This window comes from Phycicoccus sp. Root563 (assembly GCF_001427915.1).
GTDB lineage: Bacteria > Actinomycetota > Actinomycetes > Actinomycetales > Dermatophilaceae > Pedococcus.
Map to the genome: position 1 here is coordinate 341,777 of NZ_LMGM01000002.1, position 14,518 is coordinate 356,294.

Here is a 14,518-nt window from a genome sequence, read left to right on the forward strand (position 1 = left end):
CCGTGACATCGACTTGGCGCTCGCTCGCGCTCACCACCGCCGTCATCGCCGGATCGGGCCTGATGTTCCTGGGCCAGCAGTCCGCCTCGGCCGACACGGCCACGCCGTGCGTGACGACCACCAGCGCGACCGTCTCGGTCGACCTGACGGGGACCGGCCCCGCCGCCTGCGGCATCGACGCCCGCGACGACAGCGCGCCGCTCGACCCGCCGGAGCCGGTCTGCGAGATCCTCCCGCAGCTCTGCGAGACCACCACGACGACCGTCCCCGATGAGACGACGAGCACCACCACGACGACCACGACCGACCCCGGCCCGACCGACCCGCCGACCGACACCGTGACGTCGACGACGAGCACCACGGCGACCCTGCCGACGCTGCCCACCACGAGCACGACGAGCAGCACGTCCACGACGTCCGAGCCGTCGACGACCTCGCAGCCCCCCACCAGCGGGCCTGCGACCACGACCTCCAGCTCGACGAGCACCGCGCCGGGCACTCCCGGTGGCGGGACCGGCACCGGCGGCGGGACCGGTGGCGGCACCAGCGCCCCCACCGGCACGCTCGGCACCGCCCCGGTCGACGTCGAGGGCAGCGTGGGGGCGGGCGACTGCACCGGGTTGCAGTGCGCCGACCAGTCCTACCTGGACGCCCTCGGCTCCCACACCCAGCAGAACGCCGCCGTGCCGGCCGCCACCGCCGGCCAGGGTGCGCTGGCCAGGACCGGCGCCGAGCTGCCCTCGATGACCACGCTGGCCGGCGGACTGCTGCTCGGCGGTGCCCTGCTGCTCACCGCCCGCAGGCGGCTCACCCCGGGGTACGCCCGCCGCCACTGACCCGGGTGGGGTCCCTCCCCGCCCGGCCACCAGGTTCGGGGCCACCAGGTCCGGGCCGACACCGGCCGGGTTCGTGGCCCCGACCCCACGCAGCACGGCCACGCACCTAGGGTGGTCGCAGCCGGACCAACCACCGCGAAAGGCAGGGAACGGGCGTGGCCACCAAGAAGGATCTGGTCGAGGCCCAGGCCTTCAGCCGTCGTCGGCTGACCACCGCCTTCGTCGCCGGGGCCCCCGGTGGACGTGAGGTCGAGCCGCAGCGCCCGCTGCGGGCCATCGTCGGCGGGATCGCGGTCACCGTCCTGCTCGGGGTGGGGGGCCTGGTCGCCGGCGCCCTGAAGCCGCCGCTGCCGACCGGCTGGGACGACAACCACCTCGTCATCGCCAAGAAGAGCGGTGCCCGGTACGTCGCCGTCAAGAAGACGCTCTACCCGGTCATCAACACGACCAGCGCGCGACTGCTCATCCCGTCCGGTTCGTTCTCCGTGGTCACCGTCGACGACGACAAGATCGCGACCACCCCGCGCGGCCAGACCATCGGGATCCTCGGCGCCCCCGACTCGCTGACCCCGCCGTCTCGGCTGGCGCGGACCGGGTGGGTGTCCTGCCTGGCCCAGGACGGTGCCACCAGGACGGTCGTCGGACCGGGCTCCACCAGCGCGCCGGCCACGGGCCGCGCCACGGTGGTGCGCACCGCCGACGGCCTGTTCGTCGTCACCGGCCGGTACCGGCTCCCGATCTCCGGCAAGGACGCGGCGGCAGTGCTGCGCCAGCTGCGCCTGGACGCGGCCACCCCCGTGCCCGCGCCCGCAGCCTGGACCGGCCTCTTCCCTCAGGGCCCGACCCTCGGCCCCCTCCGGGTGGACGGGGCGGGCAAGGCCCTGCCCGACCTCCCTCCGGGTGCGGTCGTCGGCTCGGTCCTCGCGGTCAAGGACTCGGGCGAGACGCCCCGCCGCTACGTCGTGACGCCCACGGGCGAGCTGGCCCTGCTGTCACCGTTCGCCTACGCGCTCTACCAGATCGGGTCCGGTCGAGCGCTGGGCGCGGACCTGCAGGTCACCCCGGCCGAGATCGCCGCCCTCAAGACCACCGACCGGTCGATCGTGCCGTCCCAGTGGCCCGAGGAGCTGCCCGCCCCGGTCGACGGGCAGGCCTGCGCGACGCTCACGTCCGGTCCGAGCACGCTGCCCACCACGGCCCTCAGCACGTCGAAGGACGTGCGCGCGACCGACGGCACCGTGACCGAGGTGGCTGCCGGGTCCGGGGCCCTGGTCCGAGCCATCGGCGACAACATCGTCAACCGCGGCCCCGTCTTCGTCGTCGACCCGACGGCCACCGCCTACAGCGTCGACGGCGGTGACGACACCCTGGGCCGACTCGGGTACGCCGCCGCCGACGTCGTCCCCGTCCCCCAGGCGTGGGTGGACCTGTTCCGCTCCGGCCCGACCCTCAGCGTGGCGGCGGCCCAGCAGGCCGTCACCACCGGGAAGAAATGACCCGCGCCCGGCTGGCCGCCGCCGTGGTCGCCGGCCTGCTCGGCGGTGCGGGGCTGGTCGCCACCTCGGCGGCACCGGCCGCCGCGGCGAGCTGCGACAAGGACAAGACGACCTATGTCAACGAGGAGCCGCAGGCACTGCAACGCCTCAACGCGCGCTTCGCCTGGACCCTGGCCACCGGCCGTGGAGTCACGGTGGCCGTGGTCGACTCCGGCGTGGAGGCGAAGAACGCCCACCTCGGACCGGTCCTGGTCGGTGGCAGGTCGTTCGTGCCTGACCTCGGGGCCCGCGGTGACGCCGTCGGCCACGGCACGGCCATCGCCGGGCAGATCGCGGCCCGGCCGGTCAAGGGGTCCGGGGTCATCGGGCTCGCCCCCGACGCACGCATCCTGCCGGTCCGCGTCTTCTACGCCGACGACGAACAGTCCCGCAGCGCCGGGGTCGGGCCGCGACCCGACCGGATCGCGGCCGGCATCCGGTACGCCGCCGACCAGGGCGCCAAGGTCATCAACGTCTCGATGAGCACCCCCTCGGACGACAGCCGGTTGCGGGACAGCGTCGCGTACGCCACGAAGAAGGGCTCGCTCGTCGTCGCCTCCGCCGGCAACCGGAACGTCTCGGAGAACAAGTCCGACGGGCCCCGCTACCCCGCGGCCTACCCCCAGGCCGTCGCCGTCGCCGCGGTCGACACCGCGGACCAGGTCGGCGAGGGGTCGATCCACGGACCCCACGTCGACGTCGCGGCACCGGGCACCCGGATCCTCACCACGTTCTACGCCGCCGGGGACTGCCTCCTCGAGGAGGAGGCGGAGTCGACCAGCTTCGCGACGGCATACGTGAGCGCCGCGGCGGCGATGCTCGCCGAACGGTTCCCGGGCGAGGGGCCGGCCGGGTGGAAGCACCGCCTCGAGGCCACCGCCTCCCGCGACCAGCGCGACACCCGCGACGACTCCGCGGGCTGGGGACTGATCCAGCCCTACGAGGCCCTCACCGCGCTGACCGACGGGAGCGTCAGCGGTCCCGTCGCACCGGGCGCCACCAGGCCGCCCGTGGTCGCCGCGCCGGCCACCCGGCTCGACCTCACCCCGGCGTCGGACCCCCGCGCACCGGAACGCACCGCCGCCACGTGGTGGTCCCTGCTCGGGGTCAGTGCACTGGTCGCCCTCGCGCTGGGTGGCGTCCTGCGCCCGGGTCGGCGCCGCGCCGCCACCTGAGGGTCCGCGGCGGGCACTGCCCCGCGGCAACCGGTTGGTCAGCGCACGAGCCGGGATGGGAAGATCACGCCATGACCGACGCACCCTCCACGCCCCGCGCTGCCACCATCCCCGACCGGCCCTCCATCGACGGGCTCGAGGACACGTGGTCGCAGGTATGGCGCGAGCAGGGCACCTACGCGTTCGACCGGGCGTCCGCCCACGAGCGCGGCCGGTCCTCGGTCTTCTCCATCGACACCCCGCCGCCGACCGCGTCGGGTTCGCTGCACATGGGGCACGTGTTCTCCTACACGCACACCGACTGCATGGCGCGCTACAAGCGGATGGCCGGGTTCGAGGTCTTCTACCCGATCGGCTGGGACGACAACGGCCTGCCCACCGAGAAGCGCGTGCAGAACTACTACGGCGTCCGCGGCGACGCGACGCTCCCCTACGCGCCGGACTTCGAGCCGCCGCACCGCGGTGACGCCAAGAGCCTCAAGGCCGCCGACACGATGCCGATCTCGCGGCAGAACTTCATCGAGCTGTGCGACGAGCTGACCGTCAAGGACGAGGAGGCGTTCGAGAGCCTGTTCCGCCGGATGGGCTTCTCGCTCGACTGGGACATCTCCTACCGCACCATCGACGACCACTCCCGAGCCACGGCCCAGCAGGCGTTCCTGCGCAACCTCGCCCGCGGCGAGGCCTACCAGTCCGAGGCTCCCGGCCTGTGGGACGTCACCTTCCAGACCGCCGTGGCCCAGGCCGAGCTCGAGGCCCGTGACTACCCCGGCGCCTACCACCGCGTCGCCTTCCACGGCGCCGACGGCCCGATCCACATCGAGACCACCCGCCCCGAGCTGATCCCGGCCGTGGTGGCGCTGATCGCCCACCCCGACGACGAGCGGTATGCCGCGCTGTTCGGCACCACGGTCACGTCACCGTTGTTCGGGGTCGAGATCCCCGTCGTCGCCCACCCGGCGGCCGAGCCCGACAAGGGCGCCGGCATCGCCATGTGCTGCACCTTCGGCGACCTCACCGACGTGCTGTGGTGGCGTGAGCTCCAGCTGCCGACCCGCTCGATCATCACCCGCTCCGGCCGGATCCAGGCCGAGGTCCCCGACTGGGTCGCGGGCGGTCCCGGCGAGGCACTGTTCGCCGACGACGTCGCGGGCAAGACGACCTTCAGCGCCCGCGAGGCGATCGTGGCCGCGCTGCGCGAGTCCGGTGACCTCGACGGCGAGCCCAAGGCCACCCAGCGCAAGGCCAACTTCTACGAGCGCGGCGAGAAGCCGCTCGAGATCGTCACCTCCCGCCAGTGGTACATCCGCAACGGTGGACGCGACCGCGAGCTCAACGCCGAGTTCATCGAGCGTGGGCGCCAGGTCGAGTTCCACCCGGCGTTCATGCGCGCCCGGTACGAGAACTGGGTCAGCGGTCTCAACGGCGACTGGCTCGTCTCGCGTCAACGGTTCTTCGGCGTCCCGATCCCCGTCTGGTTCCCGCTCGACGACGCCGGCGACCCGGTGTACGACAAGCCCCTGGTGCCCTGTGAGGACGAGCTGCCGGTCGACCCGGCGGCGCAGGCGCCCTCGGGGTACGACGAGTCGCAGCGTGGCGTGCCCGGTGGGTTCGTCGGCGACCCCGACATCATGGACACCTGGGCGACGTCGTCGCTCACGCCGCAGATCGCCGGTCGCTGGCGCGACGACCCGGAGCTGTTCGCGGACGTCTTCCCCATGGACGTCCGCCCCCAGGGCCACGACATCATCCGGACCTGGCTGTTCTCGACGATGGTCCGCTCGCACCTCGAGTTCGACTCGGTGCCGTGGCACAACGCCGCGCTCTCGGGCTGGATCCTCGATCCCGACCGCAAGAAGATGAGCAAGTCCAAGGGCAACGTCGTCACGCCGGAGGACGTCGTCAAGGAGCACTCGGCCGACGCGGTCCGCTACTGGGCGGCCAGCGGCCGACTGGGGGCCGACGCGGCCTACGACACCGGGCAGATGAAGGTCGGCAGGCGCCTGGCGATCAAGGTCCTCAACGCGACCAAGTTCGCCCTGAGCTTCGGGGAGGTCGAGGGCAATCTCGCTGCGGCAGTGACGAACCCGCTCGACGTCGCCATGCTCGCGGAGCTGCGTGACGTCGTGGGCAAGGCGACGGCCGGGTTCGAGTCGTGGGACCACACCCGCGCGCTCGAGACGACCGAGACGTTCTTCTGGACGTTCTGCGACGACTACCTCGAGCTGGTCAAGGACCGCGCCTACGGCGGCCAGGGCGACGAGGCCGCTGCGTCGGCCCGCGCTGCTCTGCGCATCGCCCTCGACGTGCTGCTGCGGCTGCTCGCGCCGTTCCTCCCCTACGTCACCGAGGAGGTCTGGTCCTGGTGGCACGAGGGCTCGGTCCACCGTGCGGCGTGGCCGACCACCGACGACGTGGCCGTCGGTGCCGGTGGCGACCCGGCCGTCCTCACCGCGGTGGGCGAGGCCCTCGCCGGCGTCCGGAAGGCCAAGTCCGAGGCCAAGGTCGGCATGCGTGCCGAGGTCGCCTCGCTCGTCCTCGCCGGCCCCGCGGAGTGGGTGGCCCGGGTCCAGCTCGCCGAGACCGACCTGCGCGCCGCCGGCCGCATCACGGCGACGCCGACCTATGCCGAGGCAGAGACCCCGGAGGTCCGGGACGCCGAGCTCATCCCGGTGGAGAAGCCGAAGGCCTGAACCCTGCGCAGCCCGTCGGGCTGGACGGCGACCCACGGGACGTCCCAGCCCGACAGGCGCAGGGCCCGGCCTGCGAACCGGTCCTCGTCGAGCAGGGTGACCTGCCCGGTCGCCGGGTCGTAGACGTCGAGCACCCGGTCGCCATCACCCGGCAGCACGAGGGTCACGTGCCGGGGCAGGGTGGTGCTGCCGATGTAGAGCAGTGCCGGCTCCCCCTCGGCCACCACCTCGAGCAACCTGGCGTGGGCGGTGCGGAGCCCGGCGGTGGTGAGCGGGCGCACCACCCGCAGCTCGTAGCTCGCGCCCTTGCGGGCGGCCCCGAACTCCAGCTCCTTGCGGGCGCCCCACGGGGGCGTGCCGAGGGCCCGGGGCCACGGGAGGTTCAGTCGGCGTCCCCCGGCGAACAACCGGTTGGTGCGTGCCATGACCACCCGCTCGTATGCCGCGAAGCGCTCCTTCTCGGTCGCGCCCGCAGGGGCGTCACCCCGCGGCTCCTGGCCCGTGGTGATCCACCGCGCGAAGGCGGGGTTGACGAGCATCCGGGCCACGGTGAGACAGGCCGACCCGCAGGTGACCGGACTCTGCTGCACCGGTCCCACGTCGCCGCTGCCCAACCGGTACCCCATGGCCATGGGCCCATCCTGTCCGCTCGGCCCGGTCCCGTCCACCACGCCCGGGGACCGGACCTCAGCGCACGGTGGCGCGCCGACCCGCCTGAGCCAGGAGCAGGGTCGCCGGGGGTGCGAAGTCGGGGACCTGGGGCGGTGGCGCGAACCGGCTGGGACGGTCTTCGTCGGTGATGTGGTCCCTCGCCCAGGGCCACAGGTCCATCGCCAGGGTCGGGGGGATGGGCCGGTCGAGCCCGAGGGCCGTGGCCACGTCCCAGCCGTGCAGCGTGATCTCCAACGCCCCGACCGCACCGAGCGTCTCGCGGGCGAGCTCGAGCGGACCGAGCACCACCATCGGCTCCGCGGGAGGGATCCAGGCGGCGACGAGCCCGCAGGCCCGCTGCCGGATGCTGACGAGCAGGGCCCCGGCATCCACAGGGCCGGGCTCGGGGGCGAGGGCCAACGAGGAGGACCGGGCCGCCTCCCCCATCGCTGCCAGCGAGTCGTCCATGTGCAGGAGCAGGTCCAGCAACGACCACCGCGCGCAGGGCGTCGGCCGGTGCAGGGACTCGGGCGTCACGTGGGCCAGGCAGCCGCGGGTGTAGCCGACGGCCCGGTCCAGCAGCTCGACGGCGCTCGGGGTCGGTGGGGAGGAGCCTGGCAAGGACATGGTGGTCAGCGGGTGACGAGGTGGTCGGCCGGCAGCGTCGCCGGCAGGCCGAACTTCGCGAACAGCTCGAGGTCGAAGAAGGCCGCGACGTGCTCCACCTGCGTGCCGCGCAGGGTCAGCACCTGCAGGTGGAACGGGGCGAACGTGCCGTCGGGCTGGCGCATGTAGAGGCCGAACGCCGGCTGACCGTTCGCCGTCGTCGCCACCATCGGCATGTCGTTGGTCCCGCCGGGGCACTGGGTGTCGATGAGCCGGCCGATCGCCTCGGCCCCCGAGTACCACCCGGTGAACGGAGGCATCTCCCACACCGCGTCGGCGGTGAGCATGCCGACGATCGCGGTGATGTCCTTGTCCCAGAACGCCTTCACGTAGCGGTCGAGCATCGCCTGCTTCTCGGCGTCGAGGGTCGTGTCGAGGGTGTCCTGGCTGAGGTCGGCCTTGGACAGCTGGGCGTGCGCGCGCTGGAGGGCGCTGTTCACGGCGGCCTCGGTGGTGTCGAGGGCTGCTGCCACCTCGGAGGCCTTCCAGCGCAGGACGTCGCGCAGGATGAGGACCGCGCGCTGCCGGGCCGGGAGGTGCTGGAGGGCGGCGATGAAGGCGAGGCGGATGCTCTCACGCTGACCGACGATGCTCGCCGGGTCGCACGACTCCCCGGCGACCATGGGGTCCGGCGCCGGCTCCAGCCAGGAGATCTCGTTCGAGGACGCGAGGGCGTCGCCGGGCTCGCTGGCCGGGGCCCCCAGCCCCGTCGGCAGCGGCCTGCGGTCCTTGCCCTCGAGCGCGGTGAGGCAGACGTTCGTCGCGATGCGGTAGAGCCACGTCCGCACCGACGACCTCCCCTCGAAGCCACCGTAGGCGCGCCACGCGCGGAGGTAGGTCTCCTGGACCAGGTCCTCGGCGTCGTGGATCGACCCGGTCATCCGGTAGCAGTGGGCGGTGAGCTCGCGCCGGTAGCCGTCGGCGAGCGCCGGGAACGCCTCGGTCTGCGGCACCTCGGTGCCGGCTTGGGTGTCGCTCAGCTGGGTCATCGGGATCCTCCTGGTCGGCCACTGCGGTGCTCGCCCCACCTTAGGCACAGGGGGGTCGTACCGGGACAGACCCGCACGCCGACCAGAACTCATCGCCCGGGTAACAAATCGCCCTCGATTTGTCGCCGTACCCGTCGACGGGCCACCCCGCTGTCTAGGGTCGTGGACCGTGACCGGACGCGGGCGGGTGCTGCTGGGCGGGGGCGGGCTGACGCTCCTGCTCGCTGCCTGGGTGTCGGCCACCGGCCCGGTGGCCATCTTCGCGCGCCGGGACCTCACCCGTGCGCCCGTCCCGGTCCCCGGCATCGACTACGGCGTGGACGGCGGCGCAGGGTCCGAGGGGCGCCGGAGCTCGAACGTCCTGCCCGGCCCCGACCAGCCCTTCCTGGTGGGGCTCGTGACCTGGGCGGCCAAGATCGTCCTCGCCGTCATCGTCCTGGCCCTCCTGGTCGCGGCGGTCCGCGAGCTGCGGCAGTGGTGGGACACCCGGACCGGTGCCGAGCCCCAGGTCCCCGACGACGTCGTCGTCCCCGAGGTGCTCCTGCGCGGTGCCCGCGAGGGCGAGGAGCTGCTGGCCACCGGCACGCCCGCGAACGCCGTGATCGCCGCCTGGGTGGCGCTGGAGGCGGCAGCGCGCTCGATCGGCGTGCGCGACGACACGACCCGCACCTCGGAGGAGCTGGTCACCGCCGTCCTGCGCTCCTGGTCGGTCGACCGTGCCCCGCTCGACGTGCTGGCGGCCCTGTACCGCGAAGCCCGCTTCTCGACCCACCCCGTGGGCGAGGAGATGCGTACCAGCGCCCGCGAGGCGCTGCAGCAGGTCCAGGTGGAGCTGCGCAACGCCGTCCCCAAGGGCCAGCGCCCGGGCGCCTCGATGTCGGCCGGTCCGGGCGGGAGACGATGAGGGCGCGCCTCGTGGCCCTGGGCCCCGTCCGCCAGCTCGTCCTCGCGCTCGTGGTGGCGCTGGTCGTCGGGACCGTCACGGTCGCCGTCCCGGTCCTGGCCAGCCCCGGGCTGCTGCTCGCCTGCGCCTCCCTCGTCGCGGCCATCGCCGTGCTGGCGCAGTGGCTCTGGCAGTCCCGCGGGTCGACCGACTGGACGCACACGTTCACCTCCACGACGCCGGCCCGGGGCACCGACCTGCGCATCGCCCGCATCGCCGGCGACATCCGGGCCACGACCTCGGGGAGCGACCCCGTCGCCGCGCAGCACCTCCACGACACCTTGACCTCCCTCGCGTCCGACCAGCTGCGCCTGCGCCGGGGGATCTCGCTCGCCGACGCCCCGGACGAGGCCCACGCGGCGCTCGGACCCGACCTCACGGCATACCTGACCCAACCGCCTCCGTCGCGCCTGACCGGCGCGCGCCTCGAGGCGTTCACCACCACCCTGGAGGAGCTCTAAGTGACCCAGCCCGTGACCCCAACGGTGACCCTGACCCTCGACCAGGTCTCGGCCCGTGCCGAAGCCATCCTCAGCGAGGTGGAGCGTGCCGTCGTCGGCAAACGCCGCAGCCTGGAGATCGTCCTCGCGGGCGTGCTGGCCGGTGGCCACGTCCTCATGGAGGACTTCCCCGGGCTGGGCAAGACCCTGGCGGCGCGGTCGTTCGCGCAGGCGCTGGGGCTCGACTTCGCCCGGGCCCAGTTCACGCCGGACCTGCTGCCGAGCGACCTCACCGGGTCGTTCCTCTACGACCAGCGCACCCACGAGTTCGCCTTCCGCAAGGGGCCGCTGTTCACCGGGCTGCTGCTTGCCGACGAGATCAACCGCACTCCCCCCAAGACGCAGTCGGCGCTGCTCGAGGCGATGCAGGAGGGGCAGGTGACCGTCGAGGGCGAGACGTTCGCCCTCCCGCGCCCCTTCCACGTCCTGGCCACGGCCAACCCGGTGGAGTACGAGGGCACCTACCCGTTGCCCGAGGCCCAGCTCGACCGGTTCCTGCTCCGGGTCAGCTTCGGCTACCCCACGGCCGCCGAGGAGTGGGACGTCCTGCAGCGCCGGATGGCCCGCCGGCAGGAGGCCCAGGAGGTCACCCGCGTCACCGACGCGGCCGGCCTGCTGCAGATGCAGGCGGCCGTCGAGACCGTCGCCGTCGACGAGGGCGTGGGCCAGTACTGCGTGCGCCTCGCCGCCGCGACCCGCACCCACCAGAACCTGCTCATGGGCGCCTCACCGCGAGGCTCGCTCGCGCTGCTGCTGACGTCACGGGCGTATGCCGTGCTGCGCGGCCGCGACTACGTCACCCCCGAGGACGTCAAGGCCGTCGCCCACGCCTGCCTCGACCACCGCGTCACCGTGCGCCCAGAGCTGTGGATGAACGACGTGTCGGCGGCGAGCGTCGTCGAGGCCGTCCTCTCCTCGGTGCCGACACCGTCGGCCACGGTGGCCGGATCGGCCCGGACGGGCTTCGAGCGCCCGTGAGCGACCTGCGGGCCGGGGTCGGCGGCCGGGTGCTGGCCGGCCGGTGGCGGGCGACCCCGGCGCACGTCCGCTCCCTGGCTCTCGGCCTGGTGCTGGTGGCCGCGGGGGTCGTCCTGCGCCGTCCCGACGCTGTGGTGCTCGGGGGGCCGCTGCTGCTCGTGGCGCTGTGGGCCACCACGCGGCGGCCGACGACCGACCCCGCCGTGCACGCCCGGGTCGGCCACCCGCTCCTGCGCGAGGGGCAGGCCACCACCTGGCGGGCCACGGTGGAGCCGCACCCGGACGTCGAGGAGGTGGGCCTGACCCTGCTCCCCACGCCATACACCGCCTACTCCCCTTCGTCCCGCTCCCTGTCGGCCACCACCGACGGGACGGAGCCGACCACGGTCTCCCTGGTCTGCCGCAGCACCCGTTGGGGACGCAGGCCCCTCGGTCCGGCCACGGTGGCGCTGACCAGCCCCCTGGGGGCGTTCCGCTGGGAGCCCGAGCCCGTCTCGCTGGCGCCCATCCCGACGGTGCCGCTGCCGGACAGCTTCACCGCGCGGGTCGCTGTTCCCCGCCCCGACGGGCTGGTCGGCCAGAACCGGTCCCACCACCCCGGTGACGGCGGGGAGCTCGACCAGGTCAGGCCCTTCCGGTTCGGTGACCGGCTGCGCCGGGTCCACTGGCCCGTCTCGGTCCGCACCGGCGAGCTGCACGTCACCGCCACCCACGCCGACCAGGACAGCGAGATCCTCCTGCTCGTCGACGCCATGAACGACCTCGGGCAGAGCGAGGGTCTCGGTGGGTCCAGCAGCAGCCTCGACAACGCCGTCCGTGCCGCGGGCGCGATCGCCGAGCACTACCTGCGAGCCGGCGACCGGGTGGGCCTCATCGTCCTGGGCGCCCGCGACCTTCCACCCGTCACGGCGGCGGCCGGACCGCACCACCTGCGCCGCCTGCTCGACGCCCTCGCGCGCACCACCGTGGCCGACGGCACGGTCAGCGACGAGAAGCGCCTGCGCTCCCAGCTGCGGCACCACGTCCCGGCCGGGACCCTCGCCGTCATCCTCACGCCCGCCGTCTCCCCCGACGTCCTCGCCCACGCCGTCGGGCTGTCGCGACGCGGCATCTCGGTCGTCACGGTCGACACGCTGCCGGCGCACCTCGCCACCGGCGACATCCCGCTCGAACGCCTGGCCGAGGTCGTCGCGACGAGCGCCGACCACCCGGCGGAGAGCCGTCTCGCATGGCGGTTGCGGCTGCTCGAACGCAACCGAGAGATGGCCCGCGCCCGTGAGGCGGGTGTGCCGATCGTCCCCTGGGCCGGTCCCGGCACCCTCGACCTCGTGCTGCGCGACCTCGGGCGACGTTCGCGGTCGCCACGGGTGGTCAGCCAATGAGTGCGTCAGCCGGCACCCCGCACCAGCCCCGGGCCGGTTCCCGCACCAGCATCCTTGGCCTCTCCGCGTCGCAGGCCGCCGTCCGCGGCGTGCTGCTCGGCGCGTCCGTGGCACTGGTGGCGACGACGCTCGTCGCCGCGCCGGACGGACTGCTCCCCGCCGCGATCCTGCTCGTCGCCCTCGCGTCGTGGGCCGCCTGGCGCCCGGAGTCCGCCGCGGCGTCCGCGCTCGTCGCCGCCCTGGCCCTGTTCTGGGTGGGCACCGTCCCCGTCCCCGCCACGACGCAGGGGTGGCTGCTGCTGCTCGTCGCCGCGTGGCTCCTCCTGCTGGTCCACCTCGCCGCCGCGCTCGCGGCGAGCCTGCCCCCGGGCGCCCCGGTCCCGGCACGATCCCTGCGTCGCTGGTCCCGTCGGACCGCGGTCGTCGCCGCGGGCACCGTGCCCCTGTGGGCGCTGTCCTCCACGGCCGGTCGCGAGGTGGTCGCCGGCCAGGTCTCCCTGACGTATGCCGCGATCGCCGCCGTGGCGATCCTCGCCCTGGCCGTGTGGCTGCTGTCGCGCGACCCGCGCCCCTGACCGGGGACCCGCCCACGACATGAGGGGCCGCCCGGACAGTCCGGGCGGCCCCTCACGGGTGGTTCGTGATCAGGCGGAACGCTTGCGCGCGCGCTTGGGCTCCTCGTCGCGGCGGACGATCGTCGGCAGGACGTTGTCCTGGACGACCTCCCGGGTGACGACCACGCGGGCGATGCCGTCATCGCTGGGCACGTCGAACATGACCGGCATGAGCACCTCCTCCATGATCGCGCGCAGGCCGCGGGCACCGGTACGGCGCTCGTTGGCCTTCTCGGCGATGGCCGTCAGGGCGTCCTCGGTGAACTCGAGCTCGACCCCGTCGATCTCGAACATCTTCTTGTACTGCTTCACCAGCGCGTTCCGGGGCTCGGTGAGGATCTTGACGAGCGCGTGCTTGTCGAGTCCCTCGAGCGCGGTGATGACCGGGACACGGCCGATGAACTCCGGGATGAGCCCGTACTTCAGCAGGTCCTCGGGCATGACGTCGGCGAAGCTCTGCGCGTCGTCCTTCGGGAGGTGCAGGGCCGCACCGAAGCCGAGCCCCTTGGTGCCCGAGCGCGCCTCGATGATCTTGTCCAGGCCCGCAAAGGCGCCACCGACGATGAACAGCACGTTCGTCGTGTCGATCTGGATGAACTCCTGGTGCGGGTGCTTGCGACCGCCCTGTGGCGGGACCGAGGCGGTCGTGCCCTCGATGATCTTGAGCAGCGCCTGCTGGACCCCCTCGCCGGAGACGTCGCGGGTGATGCTGGGGTTCTCGCTCTTGCGGGCGATCTTGTCGACCTCGTCGATGTAGATGATGCCCGTCTCGGCCTTCTTGACGTCGTAGTCGGCGGCCTGGATGAGCTTGAGGAGGATGTTCTCGACGTCCTCGCCGACGTAGCCGGCCTCGGTCAGGGCCGTCGCGTCGGCGATGGCGAAGGGCACGTTGAGCATGCGGGCCAGGGTCTGGGCGAGGTAGGTCTTGCCGGACCCGGTGGGGCCGATGAGCAGGATGTTCGACTTCGCGATGTCGACCGACTCGACGTCCTTCTTCGCGGTCGCCTCACTGGCCTGGATGCGCTTGTAGTGGTTGTAGACCGCGACGGCCAGCGCCTTCTTGGCGACGTCCTGTCCCACGACGTAGTTCTCCAGGAAGTCGAAGATCTCCCTCGGCTTGGGCAGCTCGTCCAGACCCAGCTCGGAGGACTCGGCGAGCTCCTCCTCGATGATCTCGTTGCAGAGGTCGATGCACTCGTCGCAGATGTAGACACCGGGGCCGGCGATGAGCTTCTTGACCTGCTTCTGGCTCTTGCCGCAGAACGAGCACTTCAGCAGGTCGCCGCTCTCTCCCATGCGTGCCACTCGCGGTCCTCCGGTCTGTCCGTGCGAACACTGCCCAGTGCGGGCAGCAACGGTCCGACGCTACAACGCCGCATACCTCCGTGGCTCCATTGAAACCGCCGAGTCGGGCTCCCGTCGCCCTTGTCCGCTGAGGGCGGACAAGCCTCCGAGTTGGTGACCGTCCCGCACCCCCGGTATCCTTTGAGCACGAGGGGAGTACTTCCCACAGTCCGTCCGGTCAGTACGAGCACCCCATGGTGCTTCCGGGCGGC

The 14,518-nt window shown here is 73.1% G+C and carries 13 protein-coding genes; 9 read left to right on the plus strand and 4 right to left on the minus strand.

Annotated features, from left to right (window positions below; translation table 11 throughout):
- Positions 1-2 precede the first annotated feature (2 nt).
- From ASD62_RS18885 to valS, 4 genes are all read left to right on the plus strand, one after another.
- Complete coding sequence (locus ASD62_RS18885) at positions 3-836, plus strand: hypothetical protein (protein ID WP_056917750.1); 834 nt, start codon at positions 3-5, stop codon at positions 834-836.
- Between the two features lie 155 nt (positions 837-991).
- Positions 992-2,332: a type VII secretion protein EccB gene (gene eccB, locus ASD62_RS18890; protein ID WP_056917751.1), complete on the plus strand. Its 1,341-nt coding sequence runs from the start codon at positions 992-994 to the stop codon at positions 2,330-2,332.
- Positions 2,329-3,546: a S8 family serine peptidase gene (locus tag ASD62_RS18895; RefSeq protein ID WP_056917752.1), complete on the plus strand. Its 1,218-nt coding sequence runs from the start codon at positions 2,329-2,331 to the stop codon at positions 3,544-3,546. The genes eccB and ASD62_RS18895 overlap by 4 nt, the downstream gene beginning before the upstream one ends.
- Positions 3,547-3,617: 71 nt before the next feature.
- On the plus strand, positions 3,618-6,239 hold the full coding sequence (gene valS / locus ASD62_RS18900) for a valine--tRNA ligase (protein ID WP_056917753.1): 2,622 nt from the start codon (positions 3,618-3,620) through the stop codon (positions 6,237-6,239).
- On the opposite strand, the gene ASD62_RS18905 is transcribed toward valS, so the two are convergent.
- Genes ASD62_RS18905 through ASD62_RS18915 form a run of 3 tightly spaced genes read right to left on the minus strand, consistent with a single transcriptional unit; the run spans position 6,170 to position 8,545 of the window.
- Positions 6,170-6,871 (minus strand): hypothetical protein, encoded by a 702-nt coding sequence (locus ASD62_RS18905; RefSeq protein ID WP_235529279.1) that lies wholly within the window; start codon positions 6,869-6,871, stop codon positions 6,170-6,172. The two genes, valS and ASD62_RS18905, sit on opposite strands and share 70 nt — an antisense overlap.
- 55 nt (positions 6,872-6,926) lie before the next feature.
- Entirely contained in the window at positions 6,927-7,517 is a 591-nt protein-coding gene (locus ASD62_RS18910; RefSeq protein WP_056917754.1) for a TIGR03086 family metal-binding protein, read from the minus strand.
- Positions 7,518-7,522: 5 nt separating this feature from the next.
- Complete coding sequence (locus ASD62_RS18915) at positions 7,523-8,545, minus strand: sigma-70 family RNA polymerase sigma factor (RefSeq protein WP_056917755.1); 1,023 nt, start codon at positions 8,543-8,545, stop codon at positions 7,523-7,525.
- A 169-nt stretch (positions 8,546-8,714) separates the two neighbouring features.
- Between ASD62_RS18915 and ASD62_RS18920 the strand changes: the two genes are divergently transcribed.
- The 5 genes from ASD62_RS18920 to ASD62_RS18940 are packed head-to-tail and all read left to right on the plus strand — an operon-like array spanning position 8,715 to position 12,923.
- Entirely contained in the window at positions 8,715-9,449 is a 735-nt protein-coding gene (locus tag ASD62_RS18920; RefSeq protein ID WP_056917756.1) for a DUF4129 domain-containing protein, read from the plus strand.
- Entirely contained in the window at positions 9,446-9,949 is a 504-nt protein-coding gene (locus tag ASD62_RS18925; protein ID WP_056917757.1) for a hypothetical protein, read from the plus strand. Before ASD62_RS18920 ends, ASD62_RS18925 begins: the two co-directional genes overlap by 4 nt.
- On the plus strand, positions 9,950-10,966 hold the full coding sequence (locus ASD62_RS18930; protein WP_056917758.1) for a MoxR family ATPase: 1,017 nt from the start codon (positions 9,950-9,952) through the stop codon (positions 10,964-10,966).
- Positions 10,963-12,348, plus strand: a complete 1,386-nt coding sequence (locus ASD62_RS18935) for a DUF58 domain-containing protein (RefSeq protein ID WP_056917759.1) — start codon at positions 10,963-10,965, stop codon at positions 12,346-12,348. Before ASD62_RS18930 ends, ASD62_RS18935 begins: the two co-directional genes overlap by 4 nt.
- Positions 12,345-12,923, plus strand: coding sequence for a hypothetical protein (locus ASD62_RS18940; protein WP_056917760.1), 579 nt, complete (start codon positions 12,345-12,347; stop codon positions 12,921-12,923). Before ASD62_RS18935 ends, ASD62_RS18940 begins: the two co-directional genes overlap by 4 nt.
- A gap of 69 nt (positions 12,924-12,992) precedes the next feature.
- On the opposite strand, the gene clpX is transcribed toward ASD62_RS18940, so the two are convergent.
- Positions 12,993-14,267 (minus strand): ATP-dependent Clp protease ATP-binding subunit ClpX, encoded by a 1,275-nt coding sequence (clpX, locus tag ASD62_RS18945; protein ID WP_056917761.1) that lies wholly within the window; start codon positions 14,265-14,267, stop codon positions 12,993-12,995.
- Between the last annotated feature and the right edge of the window lie 251 nt (positions 14,268-14,518).